Annotated in this window: 19 protein-coding genes; 7 read left to right on the top strand and 12 right to left on the bottom strand. The window is 54.7% G+C overall.

The genetic code is table 11. The annotated features are described in order from the left end of the window. Window positions 1-250: 250 nt before the first annotated feature. From AC6I8E_RS18165 to rfaD, 5 genes are read right to left on the bottom strand one after another with little or no spacing between them, the layout of a single operon-like run. Window positions 251-1,255 (bottom strand): glycosyltransferase family 8 protein, encoded by a 1,005-nt coding sequence (locus AC6I8E_RS18165; protein ID WP_497824285.1) that lies wholly within the window; start codon window positions 1,253-1,255, stop codon window positions 251-253. A 9-nt stretch (window positions 1,256-1,264) separates the two neighbouring features. Next, on the bottom strand, window positions 1,265-2,341 hold the full coding sequence (locus tag AC6I8E_RS18160; RefSeq protein WP_370425865.1) for a glycosyltransferase family 9 protein: 1,077 nt from the start codon (window positions 2,339-2,341) through the stop codon (window positions 1,265-1,267). After that, a complete protein-coding gene (gene rfaC / locus AC6I8E_RS18155; protein ID WP_095706503.1) occupies window positions 2,338-3,315 on the bottom strand; it encodes a lipopolysaccharide heptosyltransferase RfaC in 978 nt (325 codons plus the stop codon). Before rfaC ends, AC6I8E_RS18160 begins: the two co-directional genes overlap by 4 nt. Beyond that, entirely contained in the window at window positions 3,303-4,358 is a 1,056-nt protein-coding gene (gene rfaF / locus AC6I8E_RS18150) for an ADP-heptose--LPS heptosyltransferase RfaF (protein WP_033784299.1), read from the bottom strand. Before rfaF ends, rfaC begins: the two co-directional genes overlap by 13 nt. 17 nt (window positions 4,359-4,375) lie before the next feature. Beyond that, the gene (gene rfaD, locus AC6I8E_RS18145) at window positions 4,376-5,308 is read right to left on the bottom strand and encodes an ADP-glyceromanno-heptose 6-epimerase (RefSeq protein WP_033734492.1); all 933 of its coding nucleotides are present in this window, start codon (window positions 5,306-5,308) and stop codon (window positions 4,376-4,378) included. Window positions 5,309-5,538: 230 nt separating this feature from the next. Here rfaD and AC6I8E_RS18140 point away from each other — a divergent pair, with 230 nt between their 5' ends. Both AC6I8E_RS18140 and tdh read left to right on the top strand, forming a co-directional pair. Continuing rightward, window positions 5,539-6,735: a glycine C-acetyltransferase gene (locus tag AC6I8E_RS18140; RefSeq protein WP_418163079.1), complete on the top strand. Its 1,197-nt coding sequence runs from the start codon at window positions 5,539-5,541 to the stop codon at window positions 6,733-6,735. Between the two features lie 10 nt (window positions 6,736-6,745). Then, a complete protein-coding gene (gene tdh, locus AC6I8E_RS18135; RefSeq protein ID WP_013359493.1) occupies window positions 6,746-7,774 on the top strand; it encodes an L-threonine 3-dehydrogenase in 1,029 nt (342 codons plus the stop codon). Between the two features lie 31 nt (window positions 7,775-7,805). Here the strand turns inward: tdh and AC6I8E_RS18130 are convergent, their stop codons facing one another. From AC6I8E_RS18130 to envC, 4 genes are all read right to left on the bottom strand, one after another. Further along, window positions 7,806-8,717, bottom strand: coding sequence for a hypothetical protein (locus tag AC6I8E_RS18130; RefSeq protein WP_033784297.1), 912 nt, complete (start codon window positions 8,715-8,717; stop codon window positions 7,806-7,808). After that, window positions 8,710-9,939, bottom strand: coding sequence for a glycosyltransferase (locus AC6I8E_RS18125; RefSeq protein ID WP_497824284.1), 1,230 nt, complete (start codon window positions 9,937-9,939; stop codon window positions 8,710-8,712). The genes AC6I8E_RS18130 and AC6I8E_RS18125 overlap by 8 nt, the downstream gene beginning before the upstream one ends. Before the next feature lie 103 nt (window positions 9,940-10,042). Further along, entirely contained in the window at window positions 10,043-10,945 is a 903-nt protein-coding gene (locus AC6I8E_RS18120) for a divergent polysaccharide deacetylase family protein (RefSeq protein WP_013359490.1), read from the bottom strand. A gap of 3 nt (window positions 10,946-10,948) precedes the next feature. After that, on the bottom strand, window positions 10,949-12,250 hold the full coding sequence (gene envC, locus AC6I8E_RS18115) for a murein hydrolase activator EnvC (RefSeq protein ID WP_033784296.1): 1,302 nt from the start codon (window positions 12,248-12,250) through the stop codon (window positions 10,949-10,951). Between the two features lie 252 nt (window positions 12,251-12,502). Here envC and AC6I8E_RS18110 point away from each other — a divergent pair, with 252 nt between their 5' ends. The 5 genes from AC6I8E_RS18110 to cysE all read left to right on the top strand — a co-directional run bounded on the left by AC6I8E_RS18110 (window position 12,503) and on the right by cysE (window position 15,622). Then, the gene (locus tag AC6I8E_RS18110; RefSeq protein WP_013359488.1) at window positions 12,503-12,934 is read left to right on the top strand and encodes a rhodanese-like domain-containing protein; all 432 of its coding nucleotides are present in this window, start codon (window positions 12,503-12,505) and stop codon (window positions 12,932-12,934) included. 19 nt (window positions 12,935-12,953) lie between these two features. Beyond that, the gene (gene grxC, locus AC6I8E_RS18105) at window positions 12,954-13,208 is read left to right on the top strand and encodes a glutaredoxin 3 (RefSeq protein ID WP_008926942.1); all 255 of its coding nucleotides are present in this window, start codon (window positions 12,954-12,956) and stop codon (window positions 13,206-13,208) included. A gap of 38 nt (window positions 13,209-13,246) precedes the next feature. Beyond that, window positions 13,247-13,717, top strand: a complete 471-nt coding sequence (secB, locus tag AC6I8E_RS18100) for a protein-export chaperone SecB (RefSeq protein WP_010258229.1) — start codon at window positions 13,247-13,249, stop codon at window positions 13,715-13,717. Next, window positions 13,717-14,733, top strand: coding sequence for an NAD(P)H-dependent glycerol-3-phosphate dehydrogenase (gene gpsA, locus AC6I8E_RS18095; protein WP_497824283.1), 1,017 nt, complete (start codon window positions 13,717-13,719; stop codon window positions 14,731-14,733). Before secB ends, gpsA begins: the two co-directional genes overlap by 1 nt. Before the next feature lie 67 nt (window positions 14,734-14,800). Next, entirely contained in the window at window positions 14,801-15,622 is an 822-nt protein-coding gene (cysE, locus tag AC6I8E_RS18090) for a serine O-acetyltransferase (RefSeq protein ID WP_013359486.1), read from the top strand. On the opposite strand, the gene trmL is transcribed toward cysE, so the two are convergent. The 3 genes from trmL to cpxR are packed head-to-tail and all read right to left on the bottom strand — an operon-like array spanning window position 15,619 to window position 18,202. Continuing rightward, window positions 15,619-16,092 carry a tRNA (uridine(34)/cytosine(34)/5-carboxymethylaminomethyluridine(34)-2'-O)-methyltransferase TrmL gene (trmL, locus tag AC6I8E_RS18085; RefSeq protein WP_195857562.1) on the bottom strand — a complete coding sequence of 158 codons (474 nt, stop codon included), beginning with the start codon at window positions 16,090-16,092 and terminating at the stop codon, window positions 15,619-15,621. The genes cysE and trmL overlap by 4 nt on opposite strands. A gap of 35 nt (window positions 16,093-16,127) precedes the next feature. After that, on the bottom strand, window positions 16,128-17,507 hold the full coding sequence (gene cpxA, locus AC6I8E_RS18080) for an envelope stress sensor histidine kinase CpxA (RefSeq protein ID WP_013359484.1): 1,380 nt from the start codon (window positions 17,505-17,507) through the stop codon (window positions 16,128-16,130). Further along, window positions 17,504-18,202, bottom strand: a complete 699-nt coding sequence (cpxR, locus tag AC6I8E_RS18075; RefSeq protein ID WP_009088062.1) for an envelope stress response regulator transcription factor CpxR — start codon at window positions 18,200-18,202, stop codon at window positions 17,504-17,506. Before cpxR ends, cpxA begins: the two co-directional genes overlap by 4 nt. Between the last annotated feature and the right edge of the window lie 20 nt (window positions 18,203-18,222).

The raw sequence follows: 18,222 nt of genomic DNA, 5'->3' as shown, positions 1-18,222 counted from the left end.
GAATCAGGAAGTTCACGATTATAAGACGGTGTGGCTTTCCTGCTTTACTAAAAACCACGCCCGACAATAATAATGCGCTATATGCGCTTTTTTTACGCAAAGTCGCTTTACAGGTAAACAGATTATTATGCCGGTGTTCATTCAGCGTCTTTTTTATAAGAGATGGTGGTAAACAGCAGGCGGGATAAATGACGGGAAAGTCAGGCGCTGAAATAACCGCGCCTGCATCAATCTGATAAACCTGAGAGCACTACTGCTCGCTCTGCTTAAAAAACTTGAGACTGACATACTTCATCATCCAGCTCATGCTTTCAGCATACTGTTTCTGATGCCACTTAATGCGGGCGAAGCGCTTCATCTCTTTATAATGTCTGGGCGTATCAAGTGGTTGTGAAGCCCAGGGCGAGCGCTGGTAATAGCTATAATATAGCTGGGCAAGATCGCTGCCGGCCCAGGCATGCCAGGGTTTGCATTTACCGGTGTAGTGAATCATCACGGTGTCCGCTGAAACGGCAGTATGATCCCAGACTTTATTGGCGATGATGTCGTAAATCTGGTTATAGCGGTCCGGCAGGATCAGAGTCTCATCCTCCAGCACGATATTTAGCGCATCCTGATCGGGAAAACCAAACTCTGCGCCCCGCGTCACCAGCACGTCGGTAATGCGCGCCGTAGTCTGCCTTTCGAGCCAGCGCGGAATATTGATCAGCATAAAGCCGGAGTTGAAATAGTGATGATGCTTCAGCCCCAGCCTTGCGCACTGGTTCTGCCGCGCACGAGGTGTGTCGTTACAGGCCGCCAGCGTGTAATCCGCGATATCCAGGGTGAACAGAGGCGAGTAGTCGCCCACTACAAGCGTATCAGCATCAATATAGATCACCCGATCGCTGTAGCTCGCCACAGTTTCAGGGATCAGGAAGCGGTAGTGGATGCTTTTAGGATAGCGACCCACAGCAGGCAACTGATCAACCCAGGCACTGTTAAAAATATGCAACGTAATCGCCAGACGGTGGCCTGTGGCCAGCAAGCGCAGTTTTTCCACATCTCCATCACGCAGGGAATCGGAGAAAATATGGGCGTGGAACGCGGTATCAGGATGATGATGGAGAAGTGAAAACAGCGTAATGCCCAGGCCACGCGCGTAGGCGTGGTTGATGCCAAACGCAACGTGAACCGGATTATCATCCGTGTCAGCAAGCGTGTTGACCAGCAGCTGACTTTGCTGAACGGCATCAGCAAGAGGGGTAATTGCCATTACGCTTTACTATTCCAGATTATGAGTAATAAACGTTTGTATTCTAGTCAGTTTATCGTGATCCAGCCCGAATAATTTTTCAGCGGGCTGATCAAACTTAAAACGGGTAGCAAAAACGAACGTCGAGGCCGCAATATTATCGGGTCCGATAAACAACACGTTATTGACCGGACGCTGCTCCCTGACTTCACACGGCCCGTAAAGCATGATCACCGGAATCTGCTGGGCATCAGCAATATACGCATTGCCAGAATCAGAGGCGATATAGAAATCCATCTGCGCAATGGCCCAGGGAACCTCTTCCAGTTTCAGCTCACCAATCAGGCTGACGATATTCTCTTTGGGGCCGGTCAGGCTCAGTAACTCATCCAGCCAAGGCTGCTCAGCCGGTGGGCCAAAGACATAAAAGGTGCAGGGCAGCTCAGCCAGCGACGCCATCAGCTGCTGCCAGATGCTGGCAGGAATGGTTTTGGCCCGATTACCGGCAGAAATACTGATACCTATTTTAATGCCACTGCGCGGATTACGCAGCGCGGCGGGCGGCTCAGCCGGCTGCAAGAGCGGCGAGGTCGCATGTTTGGGAAAATCAGTATAGCGGTAGTCCCGGTTAATCAGCTTCAGATAACTGTCGAGCGTTAAATCCGTTTTGCTATGGTCGACAATGCCGCTGGCGCTGCGATAAAAGGTTGCATGGTAAGACTTACGCACATAGGTGCGCAGAAACTGCTTGTTCGGTGCGTTACATAACGCGGCGAAAAACAGGTTCACGCTGTTGGGCTGCACCAGATAAACGTTGTCATAACGGTTCATCAGCGTGAACGCGAGCTTCAGTTTGGCAAAAAAGCTGCGCTTTGCATCTTCAATCAGAAAGTAGCGGCTGACCGTGTCATCGTAACGCACCAGCGGCTCGACCGCCTTGCTGATCAGCAGTTCAGACTGACCCAGGGCGCGCAGCATCGGGGTGATATTGATGAAATCACCTATCTTTGCCGTCTGGATGATTAAGCTGCGTCCGGTTGGACGGTAAAACAGCCGCATTATGGCCCGGAAAGGCAGAAGCAGCAGGTAGATCAGCACATAGTTCATGGCGTATTTTCCGTAATAACGGCCCGCAGTTTTTCTGCCACCGTGTCAGCAGTCAGCTCCGCCAGATTGTGATTCGGGGCGCTCAGTGCCTGTTGGTTCTGCCCATAACCACCAATCAACCCCGGATCGGTCGGGCCATACAGCGTGAGGTTGGGACGATCCAGTGCCGCCGTCAGGTGACTCAATCCGGTATCGACCGAGACCACCGCCCGTGCGCCCGCCAGCTGTTGGGCTATCGCTTCCAGCGTCAGCTTAGGCAGCACCTCAACATGCTCAAAGCCCTCTGCAAGCCGAAGTGCGCGTTGATGCTCGTGTTCAGCACCCCAGGGCAGTTTCACCCGCAGACCGCTGGGCTGCACCAGCTCAATCAGCTGACGCCAGTGGGATTCCGGCCAGTGCTTGTTGTCACGCGTCGTGGCATGCAGAAAGACCAGATAATGATGTGCGTCAGCGGACAGATGATGCAGAAAGTGTCCGGCAATCGCGTAGTCACCCTGACTTTGCGGCTTTTCATAGCCCAGGCTTTTGGCGAACAGTTCGCGCGTCCGCTCAACCGCGTGTTGTCGCTTACTGACTTCATGGCGGACGTCATACCACCAGCTGGCAAACGGCTCACGCGCGCTGCGGCTGTCCTGTCCGTGCTTTACCCCTTTCGATAAGCGGGTAACCAGCGCGGCACTTTTGATTAGCCCCTGCGCATCAATGACGACATCGTACTCACGCGACTGTAACGCGCGCTTAAACAGCACACGCTCTTCACGCTGCTGACTGCCAAACCAGTGTTTGCGCCAGCGGCGGATTGCGACCGGTAACACCTTATCGACCGCAGGATGCCAGCCAGGGATCTGCGCGAAGTTCTCTTCCACCACCCAGTCGAAACGGATGCCGGGGATAGCATGCATCGCATCGGTCAGTGCCGGCAGTGAATGCAGTACATCGCCCATTGAAGAGGTTTTAACAATCAGGACGTGCATGGCACCTCCTGTGGTGCGAGCAGTTCGCTCAGCGTCTGATGTACGCGCTCAGGCTGAATATCGATCAGGCTCTGGTGATAGCCCTGGTCGGCATCGCCTTTACGCACTTTGTGATAGCCGGTAATCAGGCGAATAATACGCGCCTGTTTTGCAAGCGGCGGCGTAAAGTCAGGGCTGCTCGGCCCATAGAGCGCCACCAGCGGACGGTCCAGCGCCGCAGCAATATGCATCAGGCCGGAATCGTTACTGACCACGGCCCGGCATTGCGCCAGCAGAATCACTGCCTGCTCCAGCTGGGTTTCACCGGCCAAATTACGGCAGTGGCCGCGTGCATCTTCTGGCAGCGCAGCGATAATCTCGTCGCCGGTCGGGCGATCTTTGGCGGAGCCAAACAGCACAATCTGGAAGCCTTCAGCAATCAACTGACGGGCCAGCGTGGCGTAGTGATAGTGCGGCCAGCGTTTGGCCGGACCAAATTCGGCACCCGGACAAAAACCGATGATCGGACGGGTTGCCGCCAGCTGAAACTGTGCGGCGGTTTCAATCTTTTCCTGCTCTTCAACCTGCAGCTTTGGCCACAACAGCGGCTGTGGCAGCTGCGCCGCCGAGGCAACCGGTGTGTCGTAGCCCAGCGCAATGTAGCGCTCAACCATGAGTGGAAACGCGGTTTTATCCAGCACCCGCAAATCGTTCAGCAGGCCATAGCGCATTTCACCGCGCCAGCCGACGCGGCGTTTTATTCCGGCAAAGAAGGGGACCAGCGCCGACTTAAAGGAGTTAGGCAGCACATAAGCACGGTCGTAGTGACTGGCGCGCAGCACTTTCCCCAGCCGGCGACGCTCACCAATCTCCAGTGCGCCATGCCCGAGCGGCATCGCCAGCGCCTGATTCACCTCCGGCATGCGTGACAGCAACGGACGGCACCATGCCGGTGCCATCACATCAATCACTGCATCCGGATGTTCGGCCTTGAGTGTGCGATAGAGACTTTGCGACATCATCATATCGCCGACCCACGACGGGCCGATTACCAGAATTTTCATCGCCGGAGCAGCTTCCTTTATGCGTTGCGGTTCAGCCAGACCATATATTCAGCGACGCCCTGCGCCACCGTTTTAAAGGGCTTGTCGTAACCGGCAGCACGCAATTTAGTGAGATCGGCCTGGGTATAAGCCTGATAGCGTCCTTTGAGTTTTTCCGGGAACGGGATGTACTCGATCTGACCTTTCTGGTGGAACTTCAGTACCGCATCAGCCACTTCCTGGAAGGATTCGGCGCGGCCTGTACCACAGTTATAGATTCCGGAGACGCCATTTTCCCAGCACCACAGATTCACTTCTGCCACATCATCAACGTGGATGAAATCACGTTTAAAGCCATCGCTGCCTTCAAACAGTTTTGGATTTTCATCGTTGCTGATCTGCGTGTTCAGATGGAAGGCAACGCTGGCCATGCTGCCTTTGTGGCCTTCGCGCGGGCCGTAGACGTTGAAATAGCGGAAGCCGCACACCGGCGAGTTCGCTTCCGGCAGCATCTGACGGACGTAGTGGTCGAACAGCATCTTGGAGTAGCCATAGACATTCAGCGGCTGCTCATACTGGCGCTCTTCGATGAAATTCTCGTTGCGTCCACCGTAAGTGGCTGCGGAAGAGGCGTAAAGGAACGGGATCTCGCGCTCAAGGCAGAAGTGCAGCAGCTCTTTGGAATACTGATAGTTGTTCTCCATCATATACTTACCATCCCACTCAGTGGTGGAGGAGCAGGCGCCCTGATGGAAGACCGCTTCGATCGGGCCTAAATCATCGCCCGCGATCACGCTCATCAGGAACTCTTCTTTGTCCATGTAATCGACAATATCCAGGTCGACTAAATTGGCAAACTTGGTGCCATCCTTCAGATTATCCACCACCAGAATGTCGGTGTGACCGCGATCGTTCAGCGCTTTGACGATGTTGCTGCCAATCATTCCTGCGCCGCCAGTTACGATAATCATGTTGTTACCTTCAACGTTGTGGGGTGAAACAGGAGGTTTCACACACGAATACCTCACATCATAACATTTCATCAGGGTGCAGACAGCCAGATGACTCTGTAACGCGTTACGCGTACATCGTCGTGGCGTGAACTATGCTGCAAAAATGACATTCTGTTGGGCGATTTATCGTGAAGAAGCAGCCTGTTCAGTAAGATATGCCAGATTTTTGCCATCTGAGGAGAGCAATGATGCCTGCGCAATTTTATCAACAACTTCGTCAGCAACTTGATGATGCACGTCAGGAAGGACTGTTTAAACAGGAGCGGATCATCACCTCTGCTCAGCAGACGGAAATCGCGGTTGGCAGCGATCCGGCAGTGATTAACTTCTGCGCCAATAACTACTTAGGTTTAGCGAACCATCCGGCGCTGATTCAGGCGGCGAAAGAGGGAATGGATTCGCATGGTTTCGGCATGGCGTCGGTGCGCTTTATCTGCGGCACGCAGGACAGCCATAAGCAGCTGGAAAAGCGGCTGGCAGCGTTTCTCGGGATGGAGGATGCCATTCTCTACTCCTCCTGCTTCGACGCCAACGGCGGTCTGTTCGAAACCCTGCTTGATGCGCAGGATGCGGTGATCTCGGATGCGCTGAATCATGCCTCCATTATCGACGGCGTCCGGCTGTGCAAAGCGCAGCGTTATCGCTATGCCAATAATGACATGGCAGAGCTGCGGATCTGTCTGCAGGAAGCACGCGATAAAGGTGCCCGTCATATCCTGATCGCCACCGATGGCGTCTTCTCAATGGATGGGGTGATTGCAAATCTGCCCGCCATCTGCGATCTGGCCGATGAATTCTCCGCGCTGGTGATGGTAGATGATTCCCATGCGGTGGGTTTTGTCGGGAACGCCGGACGCGGCACCCATGAATATTGCGACGTCATGGGCAGGGTCGACATCATTACCGGCACGCTAGGGAAAGCACTCGGCGGCGCGTCCGGTGGCTACACCGCAGCAAAGGGCGAAGTGGTGGAGTGGCTGCGTCAGCGTTCCCGTCCCTATCTTTTCTCTAACTCGCTGGCGCCGGCCATTGTGGCCGCCTCGCTGCGGGTGCTGGATCTGCTCAGCGAAGGTGACGGACTGCGTCAGCGTCTGTGGGACAACGCCCGTTACTTTCGAGAGCAGATGACGGCGGCAGGCTTTACGCTGGCGGGGGCCGATCACGCCATTATCCCGGTGATGCTGGGTGAAGCCAGTGTTGCCCAGGAGTTTGCCCGCCTGCTGCAACAGGAAGGCATCTACGTGACCGGTTTCTTCTATCCGGTGGTGCCAAAAGGTCAGGCACGCATCCGCACCCAGATCTCTGCGGCGCACACCCAGCAACAGCTGGAGCGTGCGGTGGCAGCCTTTACCCGCATCGGCAAACAACTGGGCGTCATCGCCTGAGGAGTCCGTCATGAAAGCACTCGCCAAACTGAAGAAGGAAGCGGGCATCTGGATGGTGACCGATGCCCCGGTTCCTGAGCCAGGGCATAACGATCTGCTGATTAAGATCCGTAAAACCGCCATCTGCGGCACCGATGTTCATATCTACAACTGGGATGACTGGTCGCGCAAAACCATTCCGGTGCCGATGATTGTCGGGCATGAGTATGTAGGTGAAGTGGTCGCGATTGGACAGGAAGTGAAAGGCTTTACGATTGGAGATCGGGTTTCGGGCGAGGGGCACATTACCTGTGGACACTGTCGCAACTGCCGCGCCGGACGCACTCATTTATGCCGTAACACGATGGGTGTGGGCGTTAACCGTCAGGGCTGCTTTGCGGAGTATCTTGTCATCCCCGCCTTTAATGCATTTAAAATTCCCGACAATATTTCCGATGAACTGGCGGCAATCTTTGATCCGTTCGGCAACGCAGTGCATACCGCTCTCTCGTTCGACCTGGTCGGCGAGGATGTCCTGATCTCGGGTGCAGGTCCAATCGGCATCATGGCCGCTGCAGTCTGTCGCCACGTCGGCGCACGCAATGTGGTGATCACGGACATCAATGAGTATCGCCTGGCACTGGCGCGGAAAATGGGCGTCACACGTGCGGTCAATGTGGCGAATGAAGATCTGCGGGACGTGATGCACTCGCTGGGGATGACGGAAGGATTTGATGTCGGACTGGAGATGTCGGGCGCACCTCCTGCCTTCCGTTCACTGCTGGAGGTGATGAATCACGGTGGGCGGATCGCACTGCTGGGTATCCCGCCGGGTGAAATGGCGATCGACTGGAATCAGGTGATCTTCAAGGGGCTTTTTATCAAAGGCATTTATGGCCGTGAGATGTTTGAAACCTGGTACAAAATGGCGGCGCTGATTCAGTCCGGTCTCGATTTAACGCCGGTCATTACGCATCGCTACGGTATCGACGATTTCCAGCAGGGCTTTGATGAGATGCGTTCAGGACGCTCGGGGAAAGTGATACTAAGCTGGGATTAAAACAACGGCCGCTGGCACGGCGGCCGCAGGATTAGCTTTGCTTCTTCTCTTCGTCGGTCAGGTAGCGCACTTTGCGCGTGTAGTCCTGGCCTTTGAAGTTCAGCGGCTGCTGCGGGTCAGCAAGGTATTTTTGCCATTCCGACAGCGGAAAGCCGCCATGCGCGCCAACCACTTCCGGCGGGATGACTGCTGACTGACCACCGATTTTCTTGGAGACCGGCCAGTTAGCCCATTCGCCCAGATTGACGGTTTTAATATCCAGCATATCCAGCAACACCGCGAGCGGCAGCTGATCGGTCGGCGGCTGGCTGTCGTTCATTAAATTCCAGGTGTCATTAAACAGCGTCAGCCACAGTGGCGAAATACGCTGCCAGACTTCACGGGTGGCAGCCAGGTAAGCGCCATTCACGTGGTCCACCAGATAAGGCCGGATACTGTGCGGATAGTAGGCGGGAATCGCCTCTTGCGGCGCACCGTCCAGCTTGGCAATCATTTTCCCCTGACGGAAGCTGGAATAGAGATGGTCCGGCTTCATCATGATCTGCGGCATCTTAAGCAGATTGAGGTCGGAATCGATCATCAGAATACCGTCGCCTTCTGCCTGCAAGGGCGCCTGCAATTTGATCAAACGACTGCGATAGATCTGCTTATAGCGATAACTCTCTTCCCGGTGCGGCACATCCAGCGTCGCCACGCGGGTTTTAGCGGGCAGGTTACCAAAGGCGTGCGCTGGCTGATCGCTGACAATCACGACCTCTTTTGCCTCCGTCGCGAAACGTGCCGCAAAATCGGCACTTAGCAAAGCCTCTTCAATATAGTCCGCGCCGGTGCAGGGGATCACGACAGACGTGACCGGCACAGTGCCCTGAACCTCTTTTTGCGAATAAGGCAGGTTATGGCGCGCTCTGATATGGCGGTAACGGGGATTTAAAAAATTAAGCATGAGGTTTCTTTTTGGCGACGCTTTGCAGAATATTCTCGACGCCGCTGATATAGGTTTCAATGGCGTACTGTTCACGTACGCGTTTCGCTGCCGCATTGATCAGGCGTTGACGCAAATCCGCATCCTGCCATAGTGCGGTCAGGTGCTGGGTCAGTTGTACCACGTTGCCATAATCAAACAGCAGCCCGGTTTCGTCATGACTGATCAATTCGGCAGTGCCGACCACACGGGAGCCCACAACGGCGGTATTTACCAGCATCGCCTCCAGCACAACCCGGGGTAAGCCTTCACTGCGTGAGGCCAGAATAAACGCATCAAAAGCCGTGAGGTAATCGAGAGCATTGTTCTGAAAGCCCGTAAAAACCACGTGATGCTGGATGTTCTCTGCAGTCGCAAGTTGCAGCAGATGCTGAAGTTCCGGACCTGCGCCGACAATCACCATCCGCCAGTCTGCATCGGGATTGGCGCGTTTAAAACGGCCCAGCGCCTGCAGGATATGGTGATTAGATTTGCGCAATATCAGAGAGCCGATAGTGCCAAATACGAAGGTCGAAGGGGAGAGTTTGAAACGCTGGCGGACTTCAAGGCGGTCGGGCAGAGTCTGGTGAACGTCGATGGCATTACTGACGGTAAAACAGCGTTCCGCATCGATACCATGGCGACGCAGGGTGTTATTGACGCCCTGAGATACGGCAATCACAGCCTGGCAATCCTGATTCACCATGCTGACCAGCCGCGGTTCCAGAACCGGATCGATACGGCAGTGTTGAACCACCGCAACGTCAAGGCTGCGCGCGGCCAGATAACCTTCCACATTAGTACTGGGCTGGTTATTCATATAGAGCATGTCGAAGTTACCCAACTGCAGCAGGGAATTAATTTTGCTGGCATTAGGCATAATTCGCCAGCGCGTATCAATCTCGTCGATAACACGCTTCTTAAGCTTTTTGTTGAAAAACAGCAGCGCCCGCACGGCTTCTTTAACAAGTTTTGCCCAGCGTGGCTGTTTGATTTGCGGAATAAAAAAGACCGGAATGGCCAGCGCATTCAGCGTGGCCTCAATCGTTTCGTCGTTACCACGGCTGTAGTTGTGGTAGAAGCAGCAGGTGATATCAAATTTTTGACGATCGATACGTTTCAGCAGCTCCAGCATACTGTTGGTGCCGCCGCCCCACTCTCTGCCGTTATCCAGCAGCAGGATTTTTTGTTTATTTATCGTCATCCCTATCACTGTTTCCGCACAGCCCGTTATTGTCCGACCCTGGATTATAGTAATTTCTGCGTATAAATGAACGCTAAGCCTGAGACTTAGCATTCATAGCAAATCAGAAGAGATTTTTTAGCGTGGTAAACAGTGGGCTGTGATTCACACTTTCAGCGATTACCGCTAAGGCTCGGGTCGCCGGAACCGGTGCCAGTGGCTGTTTCGCTTTACACAAGCCGGCAGGTTGGAAGCGTGGTGGCACCGGTTTTGCCGGAGCGGCAGGCGTCGGTGAGCCGCTTCGCAGTGATTCGTTCAGCAGCTGGCTGGGGCGAACCAGCGTAATGTCGGCTGGCAGCGTGGGTAACATCTGCTGCAGCACCCGAACGGTAGTCGGATGGGGATGGCCAATGGCAATCGCATAACCGTCGCGCTGCGCCAGCTTCACCGCCCGGCTGAACTGCTGGCGAATGGCGTTAATATCCTGGCTGTCATCAAGGAATACCCGGCGTTTTAACACCTTGACCTGGGTACCCTGCGCGGCAGGTATCGCCTGACTGTTAGCGATGGTCATGCTATCCAGGAAGTAGAGATTGTAGTGGTTCAGCGCCTGCATCACTTTCTGCATGCCGGGCAGGCTTGAGGTCATCCTGCTGCCCATATGGTTGTTCAGACCGACGGCATAAGGCACGTTGTTAACCGCATTACGCATGATGCGGGTAACCTCTTCACTGCTCATCTCCGGCGTTAAGGTATCTTTTTCCAGAGGCTGTTTGCTGAGCGGCGCCATCGGCAGATGGATCAGGACTTCATGACCACTCTGATGTGCTTTAGTCGCCATCTCATGCGCATGGGGTGCGTTGGGCAAGACCGCCACTGAAATGGCCTGCGGCATCTGCAGGACTTTGTTCTCTTCGGCAGGGCGATAGCCGACATCATCGATGACAATGGCCAGTTTGCCCGCCTGTGCAGCATAGCTGAACAGTAAGGCGCTCAACAGAACGGAGATTTTTCGACGTTGCAGCAAAACTTATTTTCCTAACCACGGGAGTGGATTGACGGCCTGTCCCTGACGTCGGATTTCAAAATAGAGCGACGGGGTACCGCGGCCACCACTGGTGCCCACCAGTGCGATAGGCTGTCCTGCCTTCACCTGCGTACCCACGCTCACCAGCGCACTTTGGTTGTAGCCATACAGGCTCATATCACCTTTGCCGTGCTCCAGCACCACCACCAGACCGTAGCCCTGCAACCAGTCGGCCATCAGCACACGACCATCGGCAATCGCTTTCACCTCGGTGCCTTCCCGCGCATCAATCACCAGTCCTTTCCAGCGCAGTTCACCCTGCAGCTGTTCACCAAAGCGATGTTCAATGCGTCCGCGCACCGGCCACAACGCCTGTCCGCCCGCGCGCCCCAGTCCACCCGTGCGGGCTACCAGTTCACGTTCGCTCTGAGTCGGCTGATAGCTGGAGCCTTTGGCTTTCGCCTGCGCCTGACGCTGACGCACTTTTTCCGCCTCGCGCGCTTCACGAGCTGCGCGCTCGCGCGCCTCACGTTCCGCCCGGGCGATCTTATCCTGCAGACGGCTTTCGTTCTGGCGCATCTCGACCAGATCGGCCTGATCTTTTTCCAGCGCGCTTTCCAGTGACGTCAGGGTCTTTTTACGCGCGTCGCTCGCCTGTTGTAGCTTCTGCTGCTGCCCCTGCTGCTGCGCTAATAACTCTTTCTGCTGCTGCTGCTTCTGCTCCAGCGAGGCGCGTTGCTGGTCTAAATCCTGTCGCGTTTTTTGCAGCGATTCGATACTTTTCTGGCGGGCAGCGTTCAGATAGCCGAAATAGGCCAGAATACGCTCACTGCGCTGGCTCTCTTCACCGCCCATCAGAAGCTGCACGCCGCTGTGCTGACCCTGACGAAATGCCGCATCAAGTTGCTCAGAAAGCAGGTTTTCCTGGCGGGTTTGCTGTTTTTCAAGCCGGGCGATGGAGGTGGCGAGTTGTTTCATCTCATCATTCAGGGCAGTGAGACTATTGCGGGTATCTCGCAGCTGACGACTTGCCTGAGCAATGATCTTTTCCTGGCTCTGTAACTGATCCAGCAGTTTGCTGCGCTGCAATTTCTGCGCTTTAACGCTTTTCTCTTTTGCAGCAATGTTTTGCTGAATGGATTGCAACTGAGATTTACTGTCTTCTGCACTGTGAACAACGGCAGGCAACAACAGTGCTCCCGCACAAAGCAGACTAAGGGAGAGGCTGGACAGGTGTGTGAACAACGGCAGGTTATCGCCGTTGGGACGGGTCCTTGTGTGCGAAACGGTTGTTTTTCCCTTCATAGGCCAATGATTATTCCACGATGAACCGCCGCTTACCAGTGCTGCCAGCGGGCATTTGCTTTTCCAGTTATGTCCACTTTCGCCATGACATGGATTAACCCTTACGCCATTTTTGCCTTTCAGCCACTTTTTTTGGAAAATGGAGCACAAATCGATACTCTGGCCGCATAGCATCTGTACATGCGAAGTGGCGCAGGTATACTCAGAACCCTTGTTTTAGCTTATTAGCCCGGTCTGGAGTCGTTACCCCTCATGCAAGAAATTATGCAGTTTGCAAGCAATCACCCCATCCTGAGTCTGGCATGGGTCGTTTTACTCGTTATGGTGATTGTGACTACCGTTAAAGGAATGTTCTCTAAGGTAAAAACGATCAGCCGCGGTGAAGCCACCCGCCTGATTAATAAAGAGGACGCGGTAGTAGTAGACGTGCGTTCGCGCGACGATTTCCGCAGGGGGCATATTTCAGGTGCGCTGAATGTGGCAGCCGCTGAGATTAAAAAAGGCAACCTCGACGAACTGGCAAAGCATAAAGCGCAGCCCATAATTGTGGTGTGTGCAACCGGACAAAGCGCAGGCGATTCTGCTGCACATCTAAGCGCGGCAGGCTTTGAGCAGGTTTCAGTGCTGAAAGAGGGTATCAGTGGCTGGAGCGGCGAAAATCTGCCGTTAGTTCGCGGTAAATAATCTTACAGAGGTGCTGATCATGGCAAATGTTGAAATGTATACCAAGGCCACCTGTCCTTACTGCCATCGTGCGAAGGCGCTGTTAACGCAAAAAGGTGTTTCGTTTCAGGAAATCCCCATTGATGGCGATATGGCGAAGCGCGAAGAGATGATCAAGCGTAGCGGTCGTACCACCGTGCCTCAGATTTTTATTGATGCGCAGCACATTGGCGGCTGCGATGACTTATTCGCACTCGATAATCGCGAAGGTTTAGATCCCTTACTGCAGGCGTAATTTTACGCCGGACAACCTCATATATAGGATTTGGTCACATGTCAGAACACAACACCAACGAAATGCAGTTCCAGATTCAGCGCGTATTCACTAAAGATATCTCCTTTGAAGCGCCAAATGCCCCGCAGGTTTTCCAGAAAGAGTGGGAACCGGACGTTAAGCTGGACCTGGATACTGCATCTTCTCAGCTGGCTGACGAAGTTTACGAAGTGGTACTTCGTGTGACTGTAACCGCAACTGTGGGCGAAGAGACCGCTTTCCTGTGTGAAGTTCAGCAGGCCGGTATTTTCACCATCAGCGGTATCGAAGGAACGCAGATGGCACATTGCCTGGGTGCATACTGCCCGAATATTCTGTTCCCATACGCACGCGAATGCATTACCAGCCTGGTATCACGTGGTACCTTCCCGCAGCTGAACCTGGCACCGGTTAACTTTGATGCGCTGTTCATGAACTACCTGCAGCAGCAACAAGGTGAAGAAGGTGCTGAACCACATCAGGATGCCTGATGACAACTCACGCTTCGATTAGCGTCATCGGTGCCGGTTCCTACGGCACCGCTTTGGCGATTACGCTGGCCCGTAACGGCCACCCGGTGCTGTTGTGGGGACATAACCCGGCGCATCTGGCGCAACTTCAGACTGACCGCTGCAACACTGCTTTCCTGCCCGATGTCCCGTTCCCCGATAACCTCTCCCTTGAGCCTGATCTGACCAAAACCATTGCCGCCAGCCGCGATTTATTAATCGTGGTGCCGAGTCATGTGTTTGGCGATGTGCTGCAGCAGATTAAACCTCATCTGCGGCCAGACTCGCGTATTGTCTGGGCGACCAAAGGGCTGGAAAAAGAGACGGGCCGTCTGTTGCAGGACGTGGCACGCGAAATCGTAGGCGATGCCATTCCGCTGGCCGTGATCTCCGGGCCGACCTTTGCGAAAGAGCTGGCGGCAGGATTACCGACGGCCATCGCGCTGGCCGCCACGGATGCGCAGTTTGCTGACGACCTGCAGCAGAAGCTGCACTGCGGTAAAAGCTTCCGCGTTTATAACAACCCTGATTTCATCGGCGTACAGCTGGGCGGCGCGGTAAAAAACGTGATTGCTATCGGTGCCGGGATGTCCGACGGGATTGGTTTTGGCGCGAACGCGCGTACTGCACTGATCACCCGTGGTCTGGCTGAAATGAGCCGGCTGGGCGCAGCGCTGGGTGCCGAGCCCACCACCTTTATGGGTATGGCGGGTCTGGGCGATCTGGTGCTGACCTGTACCGATAATCAGTCACGAAATCGTCGTTTTGGCATGATGCTGGGCCAGGGCGAAGATGTAGATAGCGCGCAACGCATTATCGGACAAGTTGTAGAAGGGTACAGAAACACCAAAGAAGTCAAAGCATTGGCTGCACGTTTTGGTGTGGAAATGCCGATCACCGAGCAGATTTATCAGGTGTTGTATTGCGAAAAACCGGCGAGAGATGCAGCATTGAGCCTGCTGGGACGAACAAGGAAGGACGAAAACAGCATCAGCTAACGCAGGACGCGTAGCATCATCACCTGCAGCGCCATTCAGGCGCTTTTTTTATCGGGAGAAAGCAGCAATGTCGTCTGATGAGTTAGAACTGGTCTGGAATAATATCAAAGCAGAAGCGCGCGCCCTGGCTGATTGTGAGCCGATGCTGGCCAGCTTCTTCCACGCGACATTGCTCAAGCATGAAAATCTCGGTAGTGCACTGAGTTACATGCTGGCCAACAAGCTGGCAAACCCGATTATGCCTGCTATCGCCATTCGTGAAATCGTTGAAGAAGCCTACCGTGAAGATCCGTCAATGATACTGTCAGCGGCTTACGATATTCAGGCGGTGCGTCAGCGCGACCCGGCGGTCGATAAATACTCCACGCCGCTGCTCTATCTCAAAGGGTTCCATGCGCTTCAGGCCTACCGTATTGGTCACTGGCTGTGGAATGAAGGCCGACGCGCGCTGGCGGTTTATCTGCAGAATGAAATTTCCGTCTCCTTTGCTGTCGATATTCATCCCGCTGCGAATATAGGCCACGGCATCATGCTCGACCATGCCACCGGCATTGTGATTGGTGAAACCGCGGTGGTTGAGAATGATGTCTCGATCCTGCAATCGGTGACGCTGGGCGGTACCGGCAAAACCAGCGGCGACCGCCATCCGAAAATCCGCGAAGGGGTGATGATTGGTGCCGGTGCGAAAGTGCTGGGCAACATTGAAGTCGGCCGGGGAGCAAAAATCGGCGCGGGTTCTGTGGTGTTACAGCCTGTGCCGCCACACACCACGGCAGCAGGCGTACCTGCGCGTATCGTCGGCAAGCCAGGCAGTGAAAAGCCGTCAATGGATATGGATCAGCACTTCAATGGCAGCCTGGCCGGTTTTCAGTTTGGCGACGGCATCTAGTCTTTAATCAGTGCGCCCGCGTAATCCAGCTGGCGCCACGCTTCATAGACCACCACCGACACGGCATTCGATAAATTCATGCTGCGGCTCTCCGCTCTCATCGGGATACGGATTTTCTGCTGCGCCGGTAATGCCGCCAGAATTTCCGCTGGCAGTCCACGGCTCTCAGGTCCAAACAGCAGATAATCGTCCGCCTGATACGTGACGGCACTGTGTGCGGGCGTTCCTTTGGTCGTCAACGCAAACAGACGTTCAGGCGACTCCGCGGCAATAAACGCCTGATAGTCAGCATGGAATTTTATGGCCGTGAATTCGTGGTAATCCAGTCCGGCGCGACGTAAACGCTTGTCATCCCACGCGAAGCCGAGCGGCTGAATCAGATGAAGCTGGAAGCCCGTATTGGCGCACAGACGAATGATATTGCCGGTATTCGGCGGAATTTCTGGTTCAAACAAGACAATGTTAAGCATAAGGCCCCCGATGACAGGGGCCGAAGCATAGCAAATTATTGACGACCGGAGGAGTAGAGTGGCAACCAGAGGGTCAGACGCAGGCCGCCCAGTGGGCTGTCATCGGCTTTAACCCAGCCGCGATGCTGCTGCACTGCTGTTTCGACAATCGCTAGGCCAAGGCCGGTACCGCCTGACTCACGATCGCGTGCTTCATCAGTACGATAGAAGGGACGGAAAATCTGTTCGCGATCTTCCGGGCTCACGCCAGGACCGTCATCATCAACGTGTACCGTGATACCAGAAATATCGACGGAGAAGCTGACGCTGATATGCGTGTGTGAATAGCGCAGCGCATTGCGGACGATATTTTCAAGCGCACTCTCCAGCGCATGAGGGTTGCCATAGAGCGGCCACGGGCCAGGCGGGTAGGGGATATCCATCTTCTTGCCCATCTGTTCCGCTTCGAAACGGGCATCTTCCAGCACCCCATTCCACAGCTGATTCGCCTTCATCGCTTCGCTGACCAGTGCATTTTTATGCTGGGTGCGTGACAGCACGAGCAGGTCGTTGATCATGCCATCAAGACGCTGTGCTTCCATCTCAATCCGCTCCAGCTCTTTACCTTCGCCCTGACGCCGACGCAGCAGCGCGGTAGCCAGTTGCAGACGGGTAAGCGGGGTACGAAGCTCATGGCTGATATCCGATAGCAGACGTTGCTGACCGGTCATCATCCGCTCCAGCGCACTGACCATCTGGTTAAAGCTGGAACCCGCCGCCAGAAACTCCTGTGGGCCCGATTCCAGTTCCGGATGCTGACGCAGGTTTCCGCTTGCGACTTCATCGGCGGCATATTTCAGCTTACGCGCCGGACGCGCCAGGCTCCAGGCGAGCCACAGCAGCAGCGGTGAGCTGATGAGCATGGTGACAATAAGCAGCAGTAACGGACGGTCAAACAGCAGATTGACGAAATCGAGCTGGGAGCTGTTGGCGGGACGGATCATGTAAAGCTGGTAGTTATCTTCACCATCCCGGACGGCAAAAGGCCCTACCAGCTCAACACGACCATATTTCTTCTTCTGCGGATGATCGGCGTTATCAGACTGGCCGATAAAATTGCGGATAACCTGCATTTCGTTATGTTGCGCGCCAATCACCCGACCTTCACTGGTCACTAACAGCAGCCGCTGACCCGGCGGTGCCCACTTCTCCACGGCGCGAAACAGACGACGCCACCACATCAGATCGTTAGGGGGATCCTGTGACAGCTCAGCTTCGACGTGTTGCTCAATCATGATGCCCTGCCGCTGCTCACTCTCCAGCAGCGAGGTCATCTGTCGTGAATCGAGCTTGGGCACCATTAGCACCAGCATCAACACCAGCGCCAGCGTTAACCAGAAGATGGCGAAGATACGGGTGGTCAGACTTCCAATCATGATGCCGAAACCATCAGATAGCCGCGGCCACGTAAGGTTTTAAACCAGGGATGACCGTCACGGCGTTCAGGCAGCTTGCGACGCAGATTTGAGATGTGCATATCAATGGCGCGGTCAAAAGGCGTCAGGCGCTTGCCCAGCACTTCCTGACTCAGATGTTCACGCGATACAACCTGGCCCAGGTGCTGCGCCAGCAGATAGAGCAGGGTGAACTCCGTGCCGGTAAGATCCAGCGTGACATCATCAAAACTCGCTTCCTGACGGCCAGGATTGAGCCGCAGGCAGTCCACTTCCAGTGTGGGCGAGCTATTGTCGTGTTGCTGCTGCTGTTCACTCCAGTTGGAGCGCCGCAGAATAGCGCGGATACGCGCCACCAGTTCGCGATCGTTAAACGGCTTGGGCAGATAGTCATCTGCACCCAGTTCAAGGCCCAGTACGCGATCCAGCTCGCTGCCGCGCGCCGTTAGCATGATGACGGGGGTCTGATGTTGCTGTCGCAGTTCTTTCAGGGTGTCGATACCGTTTTTCTTCGGCATCATGACATCCAGTAAAAGCAAATCAATAGAGTTATCGAGCAGGTTCAGCGCTTGTTCACCATCGCTGGCTACCACCACTTCAAACCCTTCCATTTCTAACAGTTCTTTTAAAAGCGAAGTTAATTCGCGGTCATCATCTACCAACAGGATTTTATTCATTTTTGTAGCCCTCCGCAGGC

The organism is Pantoea sp. X-Soil-YNGN-785 (assembly GCF_059730585.1).
The sequence above is the reverse complement of the archived record's forward strand: the minus strand, read 5'-3'. Positions and strand labels throughout refer to the sequence as shown.

Bases quoted from the DNA above. Each gene is read 5' to 3' on its own strand.
- AC6I8E_RS18125 (WP_497824284.1), bottom strand. From the start codon at position 9,939: ATGACGATAAATAAACAAAAAATCCTGCTGCTGGATAACGGCAGAGAG.
- AC6I8E_RS18160 (WP_370425865.1), bottom strand. From the start codon at position 2,341: ATGAACTATGTGCTGATCTACCTGCTGCTTCTGCCTTTCCGGGCCATA.
- cpxR (WP_009088062.1), bottom strand. From the start codon at position 18,202: ATGAATAAAATCCTGTTGGTAGATGATGACCGCGAATTAACTTCGCTT.
- cpxA (WP_013359484.1), bottom strand. From the start codon at position 17,507: ATGATTGGAAGTCTGACCACCCGTATCTTCGCCATCTTCTGGTTAACG.
- envC (WP_033784296.1), bottom strand. From the start codon at position 12,250: ATGAAGGGAAAAACAACCGTTTCGCACACAAGGACCCGTCCCAACGGC.
- secB (WP_010258229.1), top strand. From the start codon at position 13,247: ATGTCAGAACACAACACCAACGAAATGCAGTTCCAGATTCAGCGCGTA.
- rfaF (WP_033784299.1), bottom strand. From the start codon at position 4,358: ATGAAAATTCTGGTAATCGGCCCGTCGTGGGTCGGCGATATGATGATG.
- AC6I8E_RS18110 (WP_013359488.1), top strand. From the start codon at position 12,503: ATGCAAGAAATTATGCAGTTTGCAAGCAATCACCCCATCCTGAGTCTG.
- tdh (WP_013359493.1), top strand. From the start codon at position 6,746: ATGAAAGCACTCGCCAAACTGAAGAAGGAAGCGGGCATCTGGATGGTG.
- grxC (WP_008926942.1), top strand. From the start codon at position 12,954: ATGGCAAATGTTGAAATGTATACCAAGGCCACCTGTCCTTACTGCCAT.
- AC6I8E_RS18140 (WP_418163079.1), top strand. From the start codon at position 5,539: ATGCCTGCGCAATTTTATCAACAACTTCGTCAGCAACTTGATGATGCA.
- AC6I8E_RS18165 (WP_497824285.1), bottom strand. From the start codon at position 1,255: ATGGCAATTACCCCTCTTGCTGATGCCGTTCAGCAAAGTCAGCTGCTG.
- rfaD (WP_033734492.1), bottom strand. From the start codon at position 5,308: ATGATTATCGTAACTGGCGGCGCAGGAATGATTGGCAGCAACATCGTC.
- gpsA (WP_497824283.1), top strand. From the start codon at position 13,717: ATGACAACTCACGCTTCGATTAGCGTCATCGGTGCCGGTTCCTACGGC.
- rfaC (WP_095706503.1), bottom strand. From the start codon at position 3,315: ATGCACGTCCTGATTGTTAAAACCTCTTCAATGGGCGATGTACTGCAT.
- cysE (WP_013359486.1), top strand. From the start codon at position 14,801: ATGTCGTCTGATGAGTTAGAACTGGTCTGGAATAATATCAAAGCAGAA.
- AC6I8E_RS18130 (WP_033784297.1), bottom strand. From the start codon at position 8,717: ATGCTTAATTTTTTAAATCCCCGTTACCGCCATATCAGAGCGCGCCAT.
- trmL (WP_195857562.1), bottom strand. From the start codon at position 16,092: ATGCTTAACATTGTCTTGTTTGAACCAGAAATTCCGCCGAATACCGGC.